A 13,563-nucleotide genomic window follows, 5' to 3' on the forward strand; every position below is an offset into this window, starting at 1 on the left:
CGGCAGTTCGCCTACGCCAGCACAGCAGTAGGAGCGGTAGTAGTGGCCCGAAGGGATCGGTCCGCCGTGGTGACGCAGAGTCCCGTCCTTCTTCAGCAGCATGTCCCGGTCACAGACCGGGCAACGTCCACGTTTCTGCTCGACCATCAGTCGTCCGCCTTCTCGGTCTGGGTGTCGCGGCAGTTCATGCAGTAGCAACCGATCGGCGTAAACGCCGCCAACTCCTCCGCGCTGCCGCCGTACAGCAAGACGGCCCCGCCGGTCTCACGGACCACGACCCAGTCGGCACCGATAGCCTCGACACGTTTGTCGTCGTAGGAATCACGACCGAACGCGCCGTGGCAGAACCCGCGCAGCAGCGTCCCAATTCGAATCTCAGACATCAGCTCTCCGCCTTCTCGGTCGGAGCGTAAAGGACGGTCACGCTGTCGCCGTCGGCCACGTCGACCACTTGCTCAGTGCTGAATTGGCGGCGGCGGCCGATCGCCTCCCACCAGCCCGACCCGATGCCCTGGTACACGTAGCTGCGGATCTTGATGACAGTGTCGTGCGGGAGGGCGTCGAGGGCTGCGATGGCCGCGGTGTAGTCGCCTTCGTTCTCGGGTGTCTCGATCACCTGGGCGGGTGGACGCCAACCAGCGGCGATCACGGCATCGGCGATGCCGTTCGCCGAGTCGTCTCGGGAGTCGTAGATCAAGTCGGCCAAAGTGTCTCGGTCACTCATCGTTCGTCCTCCCATTGATCCATCTCGGCGGCCTCGTCGCGGCAGTCGGGGCACAGGCAATCCGGCGGGTCCCACGGCTCACCGAATTGGCCGGCGCCCAGGGCGATCTGGCAGATTTCGGTGTCACGGCTACGCGCCATCGGACTGCACCTCCGTGGCGGGGACGAGGCGCAGCCAGTCCTCGGACGGTACGTGCAGCATGGTGACGATGCCCATCCCGAGCAGCTGCTCCGAGGTGGCGGCGCGGACCCAGTTGTTCCGCGCGGGCCACCACTCCGTCGTCGCGGTAACGGCTTTCTGCCAGACGCGCCCGTTGCGCGTGAGGACAGCCGAGCCACGTGGCAACGCATCGAGCTCGGCAGGGTCGACGATCCCGCGGGCGGGGGGACGCCAACCTGCCGCGTGAACCTCCTCCGCGACCTCGATCAGGTTGAAGTTCCCATGCAGCGACAGGTGGTTGAGGTCAGAGCCCGCAGCGAACGGCGCGAACGGGTTGCGCTCACTGCCCTGATTCGTGAACTGGTCATCGAGCAGTTGCGCCAGTTCCAAGTTGCAGTCGCTCATTCGGTGGGCCTTTCGGTGATGTCGAACCGCTGCATGAGTGCCCGAGCAACCTCGACGAGATCCACGTCGCCCTCGATGAAGAGATCGTCAACGGGACCTCTGACGGTCACGAAGTTGTCGACCGCGATCTGATATGCGATGCACTCGGCGACGGCTTCCGGTGTCGGCGTACTCATTCGCCAGCTCTTTCGGTGATGTCGGTGAGACGGAGGAGGCGCAGACCTCGCTCGCCGTACTTGGCGTTCAGGCGGTCGAGCTCGGCGCGCGCCATGTCCTCGCGGGGGAACGTCAGCGAGTGGGGTGCGAGCTGCCCGATGACGAACCGCTGGGCGTCGAGTCGGTAGGCGACGAGAGCGTCGAGGAGTTCGGTGTTCGCGAGGATCGCGTCGGTGATCACCTGAGCGGCGTCGTGGCGCACGAGGTCTCGTTCCGGCAGGTGATCGTCGATCACGTCCCACAGGAGCTGATCCAGCTCCTCATTGCTGACCGCTTGCTGGCTCGCTGACGGCTTATCGGGTGGGGTCTCGAGTCTCTGGATGGTCGAGAGCTTCCGGGGGCGCTGAGCGCGTTGCGTCATGCCCACACCTCCGCCTTCGGGATGAAGATCAGGCGCGGCTCGTCCTGGTCGTCGTAGTCATTCCTGGCGTCCTCGTACAACGCATAGCCGAGGAAGTCGCCGGGGTACCCCGCCACGAACGGCACGATCCAGTCGACGAACGCGTCAATCTCACCGCCGTAGTTCTTCAGCGAAGAGTGAACAATCACCTGCGGCGGTTCGTAGCCTCGGTCAGTGCCACGAGTGAACCGCAACGCCTGGCTGATCTGATAGACCGCACCACCCCCGTACAGCGCGGATTCCCAACGCTCGCATTTGAAGAACGCGTGGCCGTCGTACGGGACTGCCTCCCCATCAGGGTTGTTCGCGAGATCGTCGAACCAGTCGATCAACTCGGCCGGTGCGTCCTTACGCAGCGGTGCTCGGAAGAAGAATTCGGTGTACATGCCCATCAGGGGATCTCGCTTTCGTTGGCGTTGATTGCTTGCTGGGCCAGAGCGCTGGGTATGCGCTCGGCGTAGTCGGTGATGTCGGATTTGCGGGGCGGCCGGCAGTGCGGGCACGGGATAGCTACATCGGCGTCGTGCGCGGACAACCAGCCGTTGCGGCAGGAGTGGGCGGCCTCGGTCTCTCCGTAGCGGTCAGGGCTCACGACGGCCCCTCAGGCAGGTGCACGGTCACCACCGGGCGAGGCGCCACATAGTCGCCACACTCGCAGGGGCACCGGTACTCCGGCAGCTCATCCCGCTCGGCCTCCAGGTCGGCCACGCGCGCCTTGAGCCGCTCGGTTTTGCGTTCACCGCGGGCGCGCACCTTCGCCATGCGGGTCAGTTGGGATTCGTGCGCGGCCTGCACGGCCTGGATGGCGGCGAGGGCGTCGGCGTTTCGCTGGCGCAGCTCGAGCAGCTCGGCGGCCATCGCCTGGGTGTAGTCCCAGTTCTCGTCCTCCCAGTACGGCGGGAACGGTTCGCCGGTATCAGTGGCCCAACCGGTCAGCTGCTCGTCGGTCAGGCGGATGGGCTCAGGCATCTCGAGCCGCCGCTCGCATCTGCCCCAGCAGCTGGTCGGGGTTGAGTCCCTGCATCTCGACCAACGCCATCCACGCCGAGGCGAGACAGAATATTGTCGGTGCTGGGTCGCAGTCGTTCAGGACAGCGTGGACGGTTTTGACGTCGCCGCGGACGAAGGCGTCGAGCAGGTCGATAGTGGAGCGGGCTCCAGCGTTGGTACGGGCGTCAGGCATGGGGATGGCTCCTCGGTGTCGGTGCGGGGTCGGTGTCCCCGGCATTGGGAGTGCTGTCGCCTTGGGTGGGAAGCTGTTCCCGCGTTTGGGGAGTCGCCTGGAGATTCAAGGAGGGCTCGCCGAGAAGTTCGGTCACTCCCTGCATCCACCGCATCACCGTGTTGATGCCAGCGTGGAAGTCCGCATGCTGGTTGACGTCCGCGATCCGCGCCCCGCAGGCAAGGCACACGTCCGGATCAGAGGCGGGCGTAGCGGTGGCCAGATCGCCCGCTGAGGCTCTCCGGGACGGGGTGGGTACCCGGCGGATGATCCGGGACGGTTGCTGGCTCATTTGCTGTACCTCGGCACGGTGTCGTAGTACTCAGGATCGGCGGGCATCCACGGAAGGATGTGAGAGTGCTGGAGTTTCGATGGCCACGACCGCTCCTCGCGGGATCCGCGCCACGACAGGACATCCACGATCGATGCGCGCGGGCCACCGGGGTCGGTCTTGGAACGCAGCAGGCCGAACCCGAACTCCGGCCACCGCCGGAACAGGCTCGAACCGATCGGGCGCATCACCCGATCGCCCGATGATTCGGTCGCATTGCCGGCGTGCGCCTCGGTCAGCAACGCGAACCCATGCCGCTCACGCAGGTTGTCCAGCACCCACACCAGCTCGCGGGCGGCGGTCTCGTCGTTCGGATTGGCGTGATGCAGCTTGTACAGCGGACCCAACACCAGCAGATCCGGTGCGGTGTTGGTGATGGCTTGGTCCAGCCACGCCGCATCCGAGCCCGCCAGCAGATCGATACCGGCCGGGCGCATGTTGATGAACATGCTCTGCGACCAGTCCATCGGCGACACTCCCACCCTGTGGCGGGCGGCGTCGGCCTGCCCGATCATCCACCGGAACCGCCTGCGCGACTGGGCGGGCGAGTTCTCACAGTCCACGACAAGCACCCGGATACCGCGATCTCCCGAACCGAGCGGGGACGCTGTGAACGGGTGCAGCCCACCGGCCAGACACGTAGCTATCTGGGTAGCGAGGACGGTTTTGCCTCCGCCTTCCGCGCCCGTGAGCACGATTCGTTCCATGCGCTCGAGCAGGCCGGGAATCAGCCAGTCGTGTTCGTCGTGGACCGCGAGGAACTCACCCATCGGGATCGGTGGTTCCGCGGTGACATCCGCGGCGATCCGCTCTGCCTCGTCGCAGGCATGCCGGGCTTCGGCGATCGCGGCCGCGATGTCCACCGGGTCGACACCGGTCACCCATGCCGATTCCATCCGCTGCCCCAGCCGGGCCGCGACCTGCGAGAGCTTCCGCGCCGCCGACAAGTCCCGGATGCGTTGAGCCAACAGCGATGCCGATTCCGGCGACCACGCCAGCTGTGCGCATTCGAACAGCACCGTCGGCGACACCCGACCGGGCACCAACCCTCGCGCCTGAGCCTCCACCAGGACCGTGTTCGGGTCGACCGGGCGGTCCGCGGTCAGCATCTCGGCGATGACGACCGCGATGTTGCGGCTGGTGGGGCTGTACCAGTCGTCGGCACGGATGGCGAGGAACACCGTCCGGCACGCGTCGGGCGCCAGCATCGTCACACCGATGAGGGCTTTCTCGGCAGTGACGTCGTAGGGGTTCTCGCTGCCGTCGCTCAGTCCTGCCACAACCGCCCCGATTCACTCACACCCGAGGTGACAACCGGGCGGGGGCGGGCGCTTTCCAGCCAGCGGGAGAACGCCGAGTTCCACACCACCACGCGGCGATCGTTCTCCTCGGCGTGCAACCGGAACTTGCGTGCTTCCGCGTCGAGATCCAGGCCGCGCTTCGCCGCGAACTCACGGTGAGCGGCGGTCGGTTCCCAATCGTCAGGGAGGCGGATCGCTGGCTTCTTGCGAGAAGGCTTGTCCGGCGTTCGCGCCACGGAGGAATCAAGGGAGGTATTAAGGGACGTATTGTCGGACACAGTTGTCCGGGGCGGGCGGACATAACTGTGTCCGGGGCGGGCGGACACTGGTGACCGGCCGGACAAATTGTCCGCGCGGTCATCCGGTGTATCCGGTGCACCATTTGTCCGCGCCGCACTTGGTGTTTCGGGATTCACGACGACATCGGACTCGACCAATGCCATGTTCAGGTCCCATACGATGGGCCGCCGGTCCACCGGCAGGTGCTCCACCATCCGTTGATCGCCCCGCCGCAACAGCCCCCGAGCCTCCATTGCCGACAGGTGCCGACGCACGGTGCGATCCGAGCAACGGCCCCGCTGCGCAAGCCACCGTTGCGACGGCCACGCCGACCGACCGCCATCGTCGGCGCGATCGGCCAACGCGATCAGCAGCACATGTTCCTGAGCGTTCATCACCGGCGCGTGCTTCAATGCCCACGCCATCGCCTCTAGGCTCATTCACCACCGCCCGAGGGTTTGTCGAACTCCATCCCTGGCGTACCCTTCGCACGCCGAACCGCTTGGCGCACAGCGCCTTCGCTCATGCCGAGGACGGCCGCGATCTCCGCGTGAGACAGCCCATACTTACGGGCGAGCAACATATAGCGCGGCTTGTTGCACTGGATCAGCTCGGTCTGCCTGCGCAGCTCATCGAGCATTTCGACGACATACCGCTGTGCCGTTTCCGGCTCAAGGGTCGCCAAAGTAGGTACACTCATTGACGCCTCATCTCCTGGTTCAAGGGAATTCCTGAGGTAAGGCCCCGGCAATATGGTGTTGGTAGCACCGCCGGGGCCGTTCTCAATTTTACCCCAGTTACGTGACAGCACTCGCATTGCGATGTCACGAATTCGCGTGTCGCGCAGGCCATTCGGCAAACATTCGTTCCCATTTGGAACCCCATCCGGCGACCACTCGGCAACCATCGCCGCACCTTCTTCTCCGCGGCCTCGAGGACGGTCCGCATCAACGTGATCGCCCCCAACCCGTTCTCGTGAGCGATCTCGCCGTGCCAGCGCTGATCCCCTACAGCGACTTCAGCGGCGTACACCGACAGGTCGCTGTCGGGGTCGTCGCGTACACGGCGGGCACCGAACCAGCCGATCTGCTCGTGGTTGACATAAAGCGGGCACCACAGGGCCATCACGACACCTCCAAAACGAACTGATCGCCAGATTCCGACGGCACGGTCTCCAACTCCTCGTCGCTGTGCGCGCTCACGGTGTGGCTCCTTCGATCGGGGCGAGGTGGGCGCGCTGACGCTTGCGGATATGCACAGACAATCTCGCGCGTCGCCCACCCGAGGTTTGGATTCGCTTGTCCCGCCAGCGCTTCCGGGGCGTCTCCCCCTCCATCCACAGCTCATCGAATCGGAGCCGTGCGAGCCTGATGCGGGCACAGAACGTGTGGTACTTCAGCCCGAGCGCGTCAGACGCGGCCGTATAGTCCTCGTACGCGGCCAGCGCCTGCAACGCCTCCCGGTGGGCCGGTTTCAGGCGCGGCCAAACCTGGGCGAGGGCAAGCCGTTCCACCACGGGGTCATCAACGCCACCGACAGTGTGGTGAGACCAGTACGCCCAAAACTTCGGTGTATCGTCGCGGCCGGTGTAGCTGTCGCCGCGCCGCCGCGGCACACCATGCTCGGTGCCGTCCCGTCCGGTCCAGTTGTCTGCTGCACGCCATGCGGTGTTCATCAGGTCCCATGGCTTCGGCGCTGTTTCGGAGGTGTACAGCAGCTCGATGGCGGCGTGCCACCCTGTCGCATACCGCTCATCGCGGTCTATGCCCTGATACCAAGCGTTGCGGACGATGCCGCGGCGCACCAGGATGTCGACGGCTTGGAGGGTGTAGCCGTACCGGATTTCGGTCATGCCGCCTCCCGGCCTTCAGAGTGGCGGGCGCAAATCTGTTTGATCAGCTCGCAATGCCAGCGGGAAAGTTCGATGCGGTCCGCACGCGCTTTACGCAGTGCCTCCAGGGACCGCTGCCAATACAGGTCGGCGTACTCCTTGCCCGGGGGATCGGTACGCCAACGGCCGAGAGGACCGGTGAGGCGGTAGGTGATCCACCCCTCATAGCTGGCACGGCACGACGGGCACAGGCGGCTCACTGGTCACCGCCGATCGGGCGGATACTGCCGTCATCAGCGAGCAGGACGGACCGGCCGCGGTACAGCACGGGCACGTCCACGGCAGTGCGAGTCCCGTTGCGCGAAACCAGCCATCCATTGCGGTACGCCTCAGCCCGATGGGACTCGACATGCTCGTGACAGGGCGCGGCGAGACCTAGCCCATTGGCCGCGCGATTTACCCACGGTGCTGTCGTTCCTCCGAGGGATCTGGGGCCGCGATGGTGCCAGTGCTCGATGGGTCCGCAGTCGTCGATCTCACAGCGACCGCCGCCGCGCACGAACATCAACGCCTTCACCGGTTTCGGGAATCCCTCCGGTGCGCGCCGCGATGGCTTGCTCGCGCGCTGGCCGGGTCGGGGCTGCGCCTTCGGCCACATCTGCCGCACGATGTCCTTGGCCAGGTTCTTCGGGGATGGGTAAACAGTCACGACCCGTGCACCCCACTCCCGGACAGGGCTATCTCCGACCGTAACGTGGCGCCGTAAGTGCGGCCGACGTCGATACGGGACTGCAGAGTCCGAGTCGTACGGATCAAGCCTCGCACCAAGGCATCGGCCACCTCGGCAGCCAACCGAACCTCGTGAGTTTCGACGACAGCCTGCGCCTTACGCATGTCCATAGAGCCCTCGGCCGCCAGAAACGCTTTGGCCTCAGCGAGCTTCGCCGACTCCTTCGCATTGACCGCGGCGACGTCGGCTTCGTTCAGCTGCTGGGTGGTTTCATCGAGCTGCCGTGACAGGGCGCCGAGATGCATCACGACGTCGTTCGAGTTCTGCGGTACTGGGCTCATGACTCACCTGCCATCTCGCGGTAGTGATTGGTGAGCGCTTTGATAGCGGCCACGTCTTTCGAGGTGGACAAATCACCGTTGCTGTCAGCTTTGAACCGCTCCACCGCTTCGTCGCGAGAAATGCCGCGCTGGTCGAGGAGTTCACGCAGTTCCCACAGCGCCGCCGTTGCCGCGTCAGGCTCGGAACCGCGGCGCTCGTTGGCCTCATGCAGGTCGCCCTTGTGCCAGAGATCGAGCGCGGCACCGAACCTCATGCCTGCGTTGCGCAGAGCGTCGCCGATAGCTTCCTTCACCGCGTCTCCGCCGCGTTTCCCTTGCGCGTCGCCGTAGCCGAGGCGGGTCACCCCGCACACAGTGAGGCGGATCCACAGGCCTCCGTTGCCGTCGAACTGCGGCAGGCCGCTGCCGTCCAACGCCAGTGGTTCCCATGACCATTCGAGATCCACGTCCAACAGTCGGTCGGTCAGGGCTGCATGGCCTACGTAGTCCAGGTGAACCGCGGGCAGGCCATGCCAGCCGCCGCATTCGTCGCAGCGGCCCTTCGGCGCATCCTTCTGCCGAGGCTTGGGCAGGGTGTTGATCTGGTTGGGTGGGAACGCGTCCCGCATCTTCGCCAAGTCCGTCTCAGTCATGCGAACGCCTCCAGCTTTGGTATGCGCCGCGCCTCACGAACCTGCACCGACAGCTTCGCCAGCTCCCAGCCTCTGGCCAGGTCCAGCGGGTACAGCACCGCCCGCGGCACGCCTGTGCGGATCGGCACATGGATCAGCAGGCCGTGCTCGAGGTCGATGTCGGGGTGCAGGGGTTCCCGCTTGCCGGTTTCCTGGTCGTAGCGCTCGCCGTGGGCGTAGATCGCGACCTGCACAGTCGTCTTCAGCGGGTAGTCGGGTTCGGACTTGCCGGTCTTGACGTCCCCGACGACGACACGGCCTGTGTCGCGGTGCCGCATCAAACGGTCCAACGACCCTGCGGTCTGGAGTTCGTCGCACACCACGAACGGTTCGGTATCCAACACCTCCCACGGCGCCATTACCGCCCGGTACTCCGCCAGCCACGGAATCATCGGCGGCGGAACGAACTCCGGCTCATGCCCTTGGTCGATCAGCTCCGACAGGCCATGGAATGCGGTCCCCATGCCGGAGCCTTCGTCGCTGCCGGCGGCTTGTTGGGCGCGCGCGACAAGGGGTTTCAGCTGCTTCTTCGCTTCGGGTACGTTCCATGGATCGCGGTGCGCGGACGCCAGATGTGCGACCTGTGCGTAGAGGGAGGCGTCGCGGACGATGCCGATAGCGGCGTTCGCGGCCGACCAATCCAGCAGTCCGCCTTTGTCGTCGAGGGCGCCCGCGAGAGTCGACACTCTCGTGTACGGGGTTGCGTTGACGGGTGACTTCCGGCCGGGCTCGTACCGAAGCGGCTCACCGTCGGTGGTGACGTACGGGCGGTCGAAGTAGTCGCGCTTGATGCTGTAGTCGGTCAACGGGTTCCCCTTGTGTAGTCGGCCATTGCCTTGAGGCGGTCGGCTATCTCGTCGATTTCGTCGGGCGTGTACATGGCGCCGTGAGTGGCGGTCCAGTCCTCGCGGGTTTCGCCGTCCCATCCGGTGACGCGCACTCCGCGGTACGGTTCGGGTTCGAACGCCGTCCAGGAGTTGCCGTCCTGCGCGGAGAAGGACCAGCCGTCGGGGTGGGTAACGATGCGGCTCATGACGCCACCGCCCGCGGGACGGGGATGGCGAGGATCCGCTCGGCGCGGTCACGGGCCATCCATGCCGGCGGTTTGCCGCCCTTGCCGTACAACATGTGATGCAGCGATTTCAGCGTGATGCTGGCCATGGGGGCTATCTCAATAAGGAGCAGACCGGCCCTCCGGAGCTGGTCGACGTGATCCAGCACTGGTGCGGCCTCGACGAGGTCTCGGCAGTTGGGGCACTGCCGTAGCCGTTCCCGGGTCTCGAATTGCAACCCGCACCTCTGGCAGGGCTTGGTAATCGGCGCCCCCAGCTCCGCGCGTACAGCGCGCCCCAGCCACTTCCTCAACCGCTGGCGTTCTACGTATCGGGTCAGGTCGAAACCCGCAGCAACACCGTGGTAGACGTCCGCATCGTCGGCGGCTTCACCGCACTGCCGCCGTACTGGGCAGGCGGCGCAGATCTCTTTCGCCAGCCTCACGTAGGCGGGGGTGAACCACACCTCAGGGTCCTGCCTGCGGCACAACGCCTTGTCGCGCCAGAATGTTGAATCGACGACCATCACCGACTCCTCTTCTTGCGTGGCGGGACAGCGGATTTCACAGGTACCCGCCCGGCGAGCGTGACAATCTCGGCCACCATTGGTCCGTCGAATCCCATCCGGAACAGCCCCGTCGCGAGCGCTGTCCGCTCGTCCTCGGTCAGGTACTTGGAGCGCACGGTCGTCACCAGACACCGGCCTCTCGGTCGATCCACCGGTCACGAGCGCGGTCCCAGTCGTCGGGGTCTTCGTCGATGGGATCGTCATCCTCGGTCGCTGGCGCGCCGGAGTACTCCTCGCCTGGCCGCGTCCAGAAGTAGGCGAGGACCGAGAGGAACAGTCCGACAACGACGAGCTCCCACCCGTAGCCGAGCAGGTCTATCCACCACGGGGTCATGGGTGCACCTCTCCGATAGCGGCCAGAGCCGGGAGGATGATGTCGGCAAGCTCGACGCCGGCGGCCCGTGCCGCGGGGTCAGCGCGGGCGGTGAGCCGCTCGGCCAGGCGCGCGGCGGCGTGCAGGGCGGCGCGCATCGTGTCGTCAGCGGCGATGTGCCGCTGCGCGAGGTCGATATGGTCGTCGCTCACGCGCTCACCCCGCCGACGTACTCGATCCGCCACGTCCGCAACGCATCCCGAACCCACCCGCCGACGCTGCCGTGATCGCCGAACCAGGCCCGGGTACACAGCAGGTGGCTTGCTTCGGTGCGGAGCTCGGCTCGATCAGCGATCCCGTCGACGGTCCACCAGACCGTCAACCGGCGGCCCTTGTAGTCGAAGCTGGTCGTCACGCCGTCCTGGTTGATGACCCATCCCAGCTGGACGGCGTCGACGGTGATGGAGATCCGTTCGTTCAGGTCACGCACAGTCGTCATGGTTGACCTCCGGGGCATCGAAAGGTGGGCGGGTGGGGAGCCGCCCACAGGGGCAGGGATCGGTGGAAACGACGGGACAGCCGGGGCTTCCGCCGGCCCGCATGACCGCGACCTGACCTGTGCGGCCGGGGGTTTCAAACGGCATCCACCACTTCGATTCACGCGTGCTCATTGGCCACCACCTCATAGCCGAGGCAGCGCAACACCTGCGCGTCCGACAGACGCCCGTACTGCGAGCCGTTGATCGGCTGCCACACCACCTCCCCCTCCGCGCTGCACGGCAGCACATCGGTCACCTGAACCCCGTGCGGAGGACGAGCCACAACCACATGGGAGGAGACACCGTCGGCGTGCAACAGCACTGGTTCCAGCGCATACACCGCGGCGTCATCGGCGAATGGCTGGGTGTAGGAGGTAGGGCGCACAGAAAGCCGATAGGCAGTGCCGCTCATCGCTGCTTCCTTCCGTCCGGCGACCATCCGCCGTCTTCTGGGTCGTGGTGCCATTCGTTCCAGTCCTCGGCCTCCGGGACCTCGCGCGGCGGAGCCTCTTCGGCGTGGTGCGGCCAGGCGTGGAACGCGCGCTCGAATACCTCGGCCAGCCGGTCGGCAATATGCGGGTGCGGGAGATGCAGGCGCGCGCTCATGCCATCAGCCCCGCTCCGCGCAGCCTGGCGAGGAACCCGCCGCGCTGATCTACCGGCCGCGCGGTAACACCCGGCGACACCGGGCGACCACCGAGCAGCCACCACAGCTCGTACCCCAACTCGGCAGCCCGAGACTGTGGCCCCTCAGCTCGGTCGTTGACATGGATCACGCCCCGAACGGCCTCGATCGCGTCCTCGCGGGAACCGCTACCGAGTGCGGCCCACACCAACTGGCCTACTTCGTTAGCTGGGGAATCGTGCGGGGTGCGCAGCAGGTCGGCGACGAACGCCACCACTTCCTCGGGGATCATGACTGCACCGCCGGGGCGAACAGCAGGGACAGCAGGCGCACGGCTACGGCGAACTCGGCGGTCCCTTTCGGGTCCTGCGTGTACATGGCGAACAGCAGCGTCTGCAACGCATCGTCATCGAGCGCGACGATCTCCGCGGCAAGCTTGTGTTCGATGGAATCGTCAGGGGTGGTGAGCATCTCGGCGACATAACGCTCGTATGCCTCGGGGTGGATGAGCATCAGACGTCGGCCTTCTCGCTCGCACGCGGCGCGAGAACCGGCCCGCACTCCCACGTAACCGTCTCGACCTCACGGGTATGGGTGATCGTCGGGGCGGCGGCGATGTAGTCGGGGTCGGGGATCTCCTCGGTGACGGTCTCGACACCGGTCACCACCCGCGTGCACACCTCGGCACGCAGATCGGTCAGCACAATCGAGATGCCCCGCATTGGTACGGTGGCATCGAAGTAGCCCGCGCCGGACTCGTTGTAGTCCTTCTTGATCGGGCCCGAGGCGACCGCTTTCAATCGGCGGATTGCCTCGGCCATGACCTCGGCGCGCTGCTCCTTGTGTTCGTGGCCTGCGGCATGGCAGGGAAACACGTCATGGTTGAGGAGTCGAGCCAGAAGTGCGGCGACGAATCCGTCGCCATCAGACTCGGCGAGGTCGGCGAGGGCACGCAGGTCGGCGGCCACGTCGGCAGCGGCGAGGCTTCCGCTGATAGGGGTGATCTTCACTGGTAGACTCTTTTCTCGTGTGGTTATGACGGCCGCTCGGAGTTCACGCCCCGGGCGGCCGAGCCCGTTGTCAGGACGGGACGTTGGGGGCATCCCCGGTCGGTCGAGCAACGTCACGTGACGCGACCGGGGATGCGACCTCACCGGAGGGAGCGGAATCAGCCGCCGGTGAGGTAGTCAAGGAATGCTGTTCGACAGCGCGGCGCTCAGTAGTCGTCATGTCGCCTCCGGCAGATGTATCCGTCTTCGGTAGATGCGATGTCGTCGCCGACCTCGATCGGCTTGAAGCACAGACAGCACTTGCCGTCGTAGCGGGCTGGGAACCAGTCCAGTGGAGGCGGTTTCGGCAGATCCTTTGCGAGACAATGCGCACACCACGCCTTGGGCATCTCGTTGATTTCGCAGATGTCGTCGCTCATCGCGGATCACCGCCTTCGGCACACGGGCATCCGCACCGGCTAGTCGTCGGGTCTGGCTGCCCGGTCGCCTTCGCGTGATCGATGTCTTCGTCATCGGCCCAGGCATGCCACTCGGGCGGGTCGTAGTGCTGGCCGAACAGACATGGCCAGCAGCGCGCGTAACAGACAATCGGTTCGCTCATCGCAACTCACCGCCGACCGGCGCATCGCAGTCCAGGCACACCGGCCCGGGCTCCGCTGACCGCAACGCAATCCAGCCGTGATCACAGTCGGGCGCATCCCGTGGCGGGCCATCGCTGGCGCGGGGGGATGCACCAGGGGCCGCCACCACGGGACGCACCACACCCTCAGCTGCGGCGGGTAGGTGCACCGCGCCGAGGGGGCCACGCGCGCCAGCACCGAACGCCGCGCGCAACATCTCATACGT

General features: G+C 66.0%; 32 protein-coding genes. All 32 read right to left on the bottom strand.

Annotated features, from left to right (window positions below):
• Positions 1–146: 146 nt before the first annotated feature.
• Positions 147–383, bottom strand: a complete 237-nt coding sequence (locus AB0M74_RS34610) for a hypothetical protein (protein ID WP_366530523.1) — start codon at positions 381–383, stop codon at positions 147–149.
• Positions 383–724 carry a hypothetical protein gene (locus AB0M74_RS34615; RefSeq protein ID WP_366530524.1) on the bottom strand — a complete coding sequence of 114 codons (342 nt, stop codon included), beginning with the start codon at positions 722–724 and terminating at the stop codon, positions 383–385. The genes AB0M74_RS34610 and AB0M74_RS34615 overlap by 1 nt, the downstream gene beginning before the upstream one ends.
• Positions 721–864, bottom strand: coding sequence for a hypothetical protein (locus AB0M74_RS34620; RefSeq protein WP_366530525.1), 144 nt, complete (start codon positions 862–864; stop codon positions 721–723). The genes AB0M74_RS34615 and AB0M74_RS34620 overlap by 4 nt, the downstream gene beginning before the upstream one ends.
• Complete coding sequence (locus AB0M74_RS34625) at positions 854–1,288, bottom strand: hypothetical protein (protein ID WP_366530526.1); 435 nt, start codon at positions 1,286–1,288, stop codon at positions 854–856. The genes AB0M74_RS34620 and AB0M74_RS34625 overlap by 11 nt, the downstream gene beginning before the upstream one ends.
• Positions 1,285–1,464 (bottom strand): hypothetical protein, encoded by a 180-nt coding sequence (locus AB0M74_RS34630; protein ID WP_366530527.1) that lies wholly within the window; start codon positions 1,462–1,464, stop codon positions 1,285–1,287. The genes AB0M74_RS34625 and AB0M74_RS34630 overlap by 4 nt, the downstream gene beginning before the upstream one ends.
• Positions 1,461–1,865 carry a hypothetical protein gene (locus AB0M74_RS34635; RefSeq protein WP_366530528.1) on the bottom strand — a complete coding sequence of 135 codons (405 nt, stop codon included), beginning with the start codon at positions 1,863–1,865 and terminating at the stop codon, positions 1,461–1,463. Before AB0M74_RS34635 ends, AB0M74_RS34630 begins: the two co-directional genes overlap by 4 nt.
• Positions 1,862–2,290, bottom strand: coding sequence for a hypothetical protein (locus tag AB0M74_RS34640; RefSeq protein ID WP_366530529.1), 429 nt, complete (start codon positions 2,288–2,290; stop codon positions 1,862–1,864). Before AB0M74_RS34640 ends, AB0M74_RS34635 begins: the two co-directional genes overlap by 4 nt.
• A 5-nt stretch (positions 2,291–2,295) precedes the next feature.
• Entirely contained in the window at positions 2,296–2,496 is a 201-nt protein-coding gene (locus AB0M74_RS34645; protein ID WP_366530530.1) for a hypothetical protein, read from the bottom strand.
• Positions 2,493–2,873: a hypothetical protein gene (locus AB0M74_RS34650; protein WP_366530531.1), complete on the bottom strand. Its 381-nt coding sequence runs from the start codon at positions 2,871–2,873 to the stop codon at positions 2,493–2,495. Before AB0M74_RS34650 ends, AB0M74_RS34645 begins: the two co-directional genes overlap by 4 nt.
• On the bottom strand, positions 2,866–3,087 hold the full coding sequence (locus tag AB0M74_RS34655; RefSeq protein ID WP_366530532.1) for a hypothetical protein: 222 nt from the start codon (positions 3,085–3,087) through the stop codon (positions 2,866–2,868). Before AB0M74_RS34655 ends, AB0M74_RS34650 begins: the two co-directional genes overlap by 8 nt.
• Positions 3,080–3,418: a hypothetical protein gene (locus tag AB0M74_RS34660; RefSeq protein ID WP_366530533.1), complete on the bottom strand. Its 339-nt coding sequence runs from the start codon at positions 3,416–3,418 to the stop codon at positions 3,080–3,082. The genes AB0M74_RS34655 and AB0M74_RS34660 overlap by 8 nt, the downstream gene beginning before the upstream one ends.
• Positions 3,415–4,737 (bottom strand): AAA family ATPase, encoded by a 1,323-nt coding sequence (locus tag AB0M74_RS34665; protein ID WP_366530534.1) that lies wholly within the window; start codon positions 4,735–4,737, stop codon positions 3,415–3,417. The genes AB0M74_RS34660 and AB0M74_RS34665 overlap by 4 nt, the downstream gene beginning before the upstream one ends.
• On the bottom strand, positions 4,725–5,462 hold the full coding sequence (locus tag AB0M74_RS34670; RefSeq protein WP_366530535.1) for a helix-turn-helix domain-containing protein: 738 nt from the start codon (positions 5,460–5,462) through the stop codon (positions 4,725–4,727). The genes AB0M74_RS34665 and AB0M74_RS34670 overlap by 13 nt, the downstream gene beginning before the upstream one ends.
• Before the next feature lie 11 nt (positions 5,463–5,473).
• Complete coding sequence (locus AB0M74_RS34675; RefSeq protein ID WP_366530536.1) at positions 5,474–5,944, bottom strand: sigma-70 region 4 domain-containing protein; 471 nt, start codon at positions 5,942–5,944, stop codon at positions 5,474–5,476.
• Between the two features lie 291 nt (positions 5,945–6,235).
• Positions 6,236–6,889, bottom strand: a complete 654-nt coding sequence (locus AB0M74_RS34680) for a hypothetical protein (RefSeq protein ID WP_366530537.1) — start codon at positions 6,887–6,889, stop codon at positions 6,236–6,238.
• On the bottom strand, positions 6,886–7,128 hold the full coding sequence (locus AB0M74_RS34685; RefSeq protein ID WP_366530538.1) for a hypothetical protein: 243 nt from the start codon (positions 7,126–7,128) through the stop codon (positions 6,886–6,888). Before AB0M74_RS34685 ends, AB0M74_RS34680 begins: the two co-directional genes overlap by 4 nt.
• Positions 7,125–7,577: a hypothetical protein gene (locus AB0M74_RS34690; protein WP_366530539.1), complete on the bottom strand. Its 453-nt coding sequence runs from the start codon at positions 7,575–7,577 to the stop codon at positions 7,125–7,127. The genes AB0M74_RS34685 and AB0M74_RS34690 overlap by 4 nt, the downstream gene beginning before the upstream one ends.
• On the bottom strand, positions 7,574–7,939 hold the full coding sequence (locus AB0M74_RS34695) for a hypothetical protein (RefSeq protein ID WP_366530540.1): 366 nt from the start codon (positions 7,937–7,939) through the stop codon (positions 7,574–7,576). Before AB0M74_RS34695 ends, AB0M74_RS34690 begins: the two co-directional genes overlap by 4 nt.
• Positions 7,936–8,571 carry a hypothetical protein gene (locus AB0M74_RS34700; protein ID WP_366530541.1) on the bottom strand — a complete coding sequence of 212 codons (636 nt, stop codon included), beginning with the start codon at positions 8,569–8,571 and terminating at the stop codon, positions 7,936–7,938. The genes AB0M74_RS34695 and AB0M74_RS34700 overlap by 4 nt, the downstream gene beginning before the upstream one ends.
• Positions 8,568–9,416 carry a PD-(D/E)XK nuclease family protein gene (locus tag AB0M74_RS34705; protein WP_366530542.1) on the bottom strand — a complete coding sequence of 283 codons (849 nt, stop codon included), beginning with the start codon at positions 9,414–9,416 and terminating at the stop codon, positions 8,568–8,570. Before AB0M74_RS34705 ends, AB0M74_RS34700 begins: the two co-directional genes overlap by 4 nt.
• Positions 9,413–9,643: a hypothetical protein gene (locus AB0M74_RS34710; protein WP_366530543.1), complete on the bottom strand. Its 231-nt coding sequence runs from the start codon at positions 9,641–9,643 to the stop codon at positions 9,413–9,415. The genes AB0M74_RS34705 and AB0M74_RS34710 overlap by 4 nt, the downstream gene beginning before the upstream one ends.
• On the bottom strand, positions 9,640–10,188 hold the full coding sequence (locus AB0M74_RS34715; RefSeq protein WP_366530544.1) for a WhiB family transcriptional regulator: 549 nt from the start codon (positions 10,186–10,188) through the stop codon (positions 9,640–9,642). Before AB0M74_RS34715 ends, AB0M74_RS34710 begins: the two co-directional genes overlap by 4 nt.
• Positions 10,189–10,351: 163 nt before the next feature.
• Positions 10,352–10,564, bottom strand: a complete 213-nt coding sequence (locus AB0M74_RS34720; protein WP_366530545.1) for a hypothetical protein — start codon at positions 10,562–10,564, stop codon at positions 10,352–10,354.
• Entirely contained in the window at positions 10,561–10,755 is a 195-nt protein-coding gene (locus tag AB0M74_RS34725; protein WP_366530546.1) for a hypothetical protein, read from the bottom strand. Before AB0M74_RS34725 ends, AB0M74_RS34720 begins: the two co-directional genes overlap by 4 nt.
• A complete protein-coding gene (locus AB0M74_RS34730; protein ID WP_366530547.1) occupies positions 10,752–11,042 on the bottom strand; it encodes a hypothetical protein in 291 nt (96 codons plus the stop codon). Before AB0M74_RS34730 ends, AB0M74_RS34725 begins: the two co-directional genes overlap by 4 nt.
• Before the next feature lie 158 nt (positions 11,043–11,200).
• The gene (locus AB0M74_RS34735) at positions 11,201–11,494 is read right to left on the bottom strand and encodes a hypothetical protein (RefSeq protein ID WP_366530548.1); all 294 of its coding nucleotides are present in this window, start codon (positions 11,492–11,494) and stop codon (positions 11,201–11,203) included.
• Positions 11,491–11,688 carry a hypothetical protein gene (locus AB0M74_RS34740; protein ID WP_366530549.1) on the bottom strand — a complete coding sequence of 66 codons (198 nt, stop codon included), beginning with the start codon at positions 11,686–11,688 and terminating at the stop codon, positions 11,491–11,493. Before AB0M74_RS34740 ends, AB0M74_RS34735 begins: the two co-directional genes overlap by 4 nt.
• Complete coding sequence (locus tag AB0M74_RS34745; RefSeq protein ID WP_366530550.1) at positions 11,685–11,999, bottom strand: hypothetical protein; 315 nt, start codon at positions 11,997–11,999, stop codon at positions 11,685–11,687. The genes AB0M74_RS34740 and AB0M74_RS34745 overlap by 4 nt, the downstream gene beginning before the upstream one ends.
• On the bottom strand, positions 11,996–12,220 hold the full coding sequence (locus AB0M74_RS34750; protein WP_366530551.1) for a hypothetical protein: 225 nt from the start codon (positions 12,218–12,220) through the stop codon (positions 11,996–11,998). Before AB0M74_RS34750 ends, AB0M74_RS34745 begins: the two co-directional genes overlap by 4 nt.
• The gene (locus AB0M74_RS34755) at positions 12,220–12,717 is read right to left on the bottom strand and encodes a hypothetical protein (protein ID WP_366530552.1); all 498 of its coding nucleotides are present in this window, start codon (positions 12,715–12,717) and stop codon (positions 12,220–12,222) included. Before AB0M74_RS34755 ends, AB0M74_RS34750 begins: the two co-directional genes overlap by 1 nt.
• Before the next feature lie 206 nt (positions 12,718–12,923).
• Entirely contained in the window at positions 12,924–13,136 is a 213-nt protein-coding gene (locus AB0M74_RS34760) for a hypothetical protein (RefSeq protein WP_366530553.1), read from the bottom strand.
• Positions 13,137–13,314: 178 nt separating this feature from the next.
• On the bottom strand, positions 13,315–13,563 hold a 249-nt coding region (locus AB0M74_RS34765), incomplete at its 5' end, for a hypothetical protein (protein WP_366530554.1).

Source organism: Nocardia sp. NPDC051463 (assembly GCF_040681975.1).
GTDB lineage: Bacteria > Actinomycetota > Actinomycetes > Mycobacteriales > Mycobacteriaceae > Nocardia.

Bases quoted from the DNA above. Each gene is read 5' to 3' on its own strand.
- AB0M74_RS34610 (WP_366530523.1), bottom strand. From the start codon at position 383: ATGTCTGAGATTCGAATTGGGACGCTGCTGCGCGGGTTCTGCCACGGC.
- AB0M74_RS34615 (WP_366530524.1), bottom strand. From the start codon at position 724: ATGAGTGACCGAGACACTTTGGCCGACTTGATCTACGACTCCCGAGAC.
- AB0M74_RS34620 (WP_366530525.1), bottom strand. From the start codon at position 864: ATGGCGCGTAGCCGTGACACCGAAATCTGCCAGATCGCCCTGGGCGCC.
- AB0M74_RS34625 (WP_366530526.1), bottom strand. From the start codon at position 1,288: ATGAGCGACTGCAACTTGGAACTGGCGCAACTGCTCGATGACCAGTTC.
- AB0M74_RS34630 (WP_366530527.1), bottom strand. From the start codon at position 1,464: ATGAGTACGCCGACACCGGAAGCCGTCGCCGAGTGCATCGCATATCAG.
- AB0M74_RS34635 (WP_366530528.1), bottom strand. From the start codon at position 1,865: ATGACGCAACGCGCTCAGCGCCCCCGGAAGCTCTCGACCATCCAGAGA.
- AB0M74_RS34640 (WP_366530529.1), bottom strand. From the start codon at position 2,290: ATGTACACCGAATTCTTCTTCCGAGCACCGCTGCGTAAGGACGCACCG.
- AB0M74_RS34650 (WP_366530531.1), bottom strand. From the start codon at position 2,873: ATGCCTGAGCCCATCCGCCTGACCGACGAGCAGCTGACCGGTTGGGCC.
- AB0M74_RS34655 (WP_366530532.1), bottom strand. From the start codon at position 3,087: ATGCCTGACGCCCGTACCAACGCTGGAGCCCGCTCCACTATCGACCTG.
- AB0M74_RS34660 (WP_366530533.1), bottom strand. From the start codon at position 3,418: ATGAGCCAGCAACCGTCCCGGATCATCCGCCGGGTACCCACCCCGTCC.
- AB0M74_RS34670 (WP_366530535.1), bottom strand. From the start codon at position 5,462: ATGGCGTGGGCATTGAAGCACGCGCCGGTGATGAACGCTCAGGAACAT.
- AB0M74_RS34675 (WP_366530536.1), bottom strand. From the start codon at position 5,944: ATGGTTGCCGAGTGGTCGCCGGATGGGGTTCCAAATGGGAACGAATGT.
- AB0M74_RS34680 (WP_366530537.1), bottom strand. From the start codon at position 6,889: ATGACCGAAATCCGGTACGGCTACACCCTCCAAGCCGTCGACATCCTG.
- AB0M74_RS34695 (WP_366530540.1), bottom strand. From the start codon at position 7,939: ATGAGCCCAGTACCGCAGAACTCGAACGACGTCGTGATGCATCTCGGC.
- AB0M74_RS34700 (WP_366530541.1), bottom strand. From the start codon at position 8,571: ATGACTGAGACGGACTTGGCGAAGATGCGGGACGCGTTCCCACCCAAC.
- AB0M74_RS34710 (WP_366530543.1), bottom strand. From the start codon at position 9,643: ATGAGCCGCATCGTTACCCACCCCGACGGCTGGTCCTTCTCCGCGCAG.
- AB0M74_RS34715 (WP_366530544.1), bottom strand. From the start codon at position 10,188: ATGGTCGTCGATTCAACATTCTGGCGCGACAAGGCGTTGTGCCGCAGG.
- AB0M74_RS34720 (WP_366530545.1), bottom strand. From the start codon at position 10,564: ATGACCCCGTGGTGGATAGACCTGCTCGGCTACGGGTGGGAGCTCGTC.
- AB0M74_RS34730 (WP_366530547.1), bottom strand. From the start codon at position 11,042: ATGACGACTGTGCGTGACCTGAACGAACGGATCTCCATCACCGTCGAC.
- AB0M74_RS34735 (WP_366530548.1), bottom strand. From the start codon at position 11,494: ATGAGCGGCACTGCCTATCGGCTTTCTGTGCGCCCTACCTCCTACACC.
- AB0M74_RS34740 (WP_366530549.1), bottom strand. From the start codon at position 11,688: ATGAGCGCGCGCCTGCATCTCCCGCACCCGCATATTGCCGACCGGCTG.
- AB0M74_RS34745 (WP_366530550.1), bottom strand. From the start codon at position 11,999: ATGATCCCCGAGGAAGTGGTGGCGTTCGTCGCCGACCTGCTGCGCACC.
- AB0M74_RS34750 (WP_366530551.1), bottom strand. From the start codon at position 12,220: ATGCTCATCCACCCCGAGGCATACGAGCGTTATGTCGCCGAGATGCTC.
- AB0M74_RS34760 (WP_366530553.1), bottom strand. From the start codon at position 13,136: ATGAGCGACGACATCTGCGAAATCAACGAGATGCCCAAGGCGTGGTGT.